At 63.8% G+C, this 638-nt stretch carries 1 protein-coding gene; it reads left to right on the forward strand.

The annotated features are described in order from the left end of the window. A partial coding sequence (locus tag GSM73_RS27605; protein ID WP_256676986.1) for an NAD(P)/FAD-dependent oxidoreductase occupies positions 1–638 on the forward strand: 638 nt, incomplete at both ends.

Consider the following 638-nt stretch of genomic DNA (forward strand, 5'->3'; position numbering starts at 1 on the left):
AGCGTTGCCATCGTCGGCGCCGGTGCGACGGGGGTTGAACTGGCGGCCGAGCTGCACAACGCCGCCCATGAGCTGGCAGCCTATGGCCTGGACCGGATCAAACCGGAGAACATGCACATCACCCTGATCGAAGCCGGACCGCGAGTCCTGCCGGCCTTGCCGGAGCGCATCGGCGGCCCTGTGCACAAGACCCTGGAGAAACTTGGGGTCAATGTCATGACCAACGCCGCTGTTGGCCAGGTGACAGCCGACAGCCTGATCACCGTCGATGGCAAGGTCATCGACGCGAGCCTGAAAGTCTGGGCCGCCGGGATTCGCGCCCCGGACTTCCTCAAGGAAATCGACGGTCTGGAGACCAACCGGATCAACCAGCTGCAGGTGCTGCCGACGCTGCAGACCACCCGTGACGAGAACATCTTCGCCTTCGGCGATTGCGCCGCCTGCCCGCAACCCGGCAGCGATCGCAACGTTCCGCCCCGTGCCCAGGCCGCGCATCAGCAAGCCTCGCTGCTGGCCAAATCCCTGAAGCTGCGGATCGAAGGCAAGGCCCTGCCGGAATACAAATACACCGACTACGGTTCATTGATTTCGCTGTCGCGCTTCTCAGCGGTGGGTAACTTGATGGGCAACCTGACCGG

Origin of the sequence: Pseudomonas sp. PICF6 (genome assembly GCF_009831705.1) — a bacterium.
GTDB classification, from domain to species: domain Bacteria; phylum Pseudomonadota; class Gammaproteobacteria; order Pseudomonadales; family Pseudomonadaceae; genus Aquipseudomonas; species Aquipseudomonas rhizophila.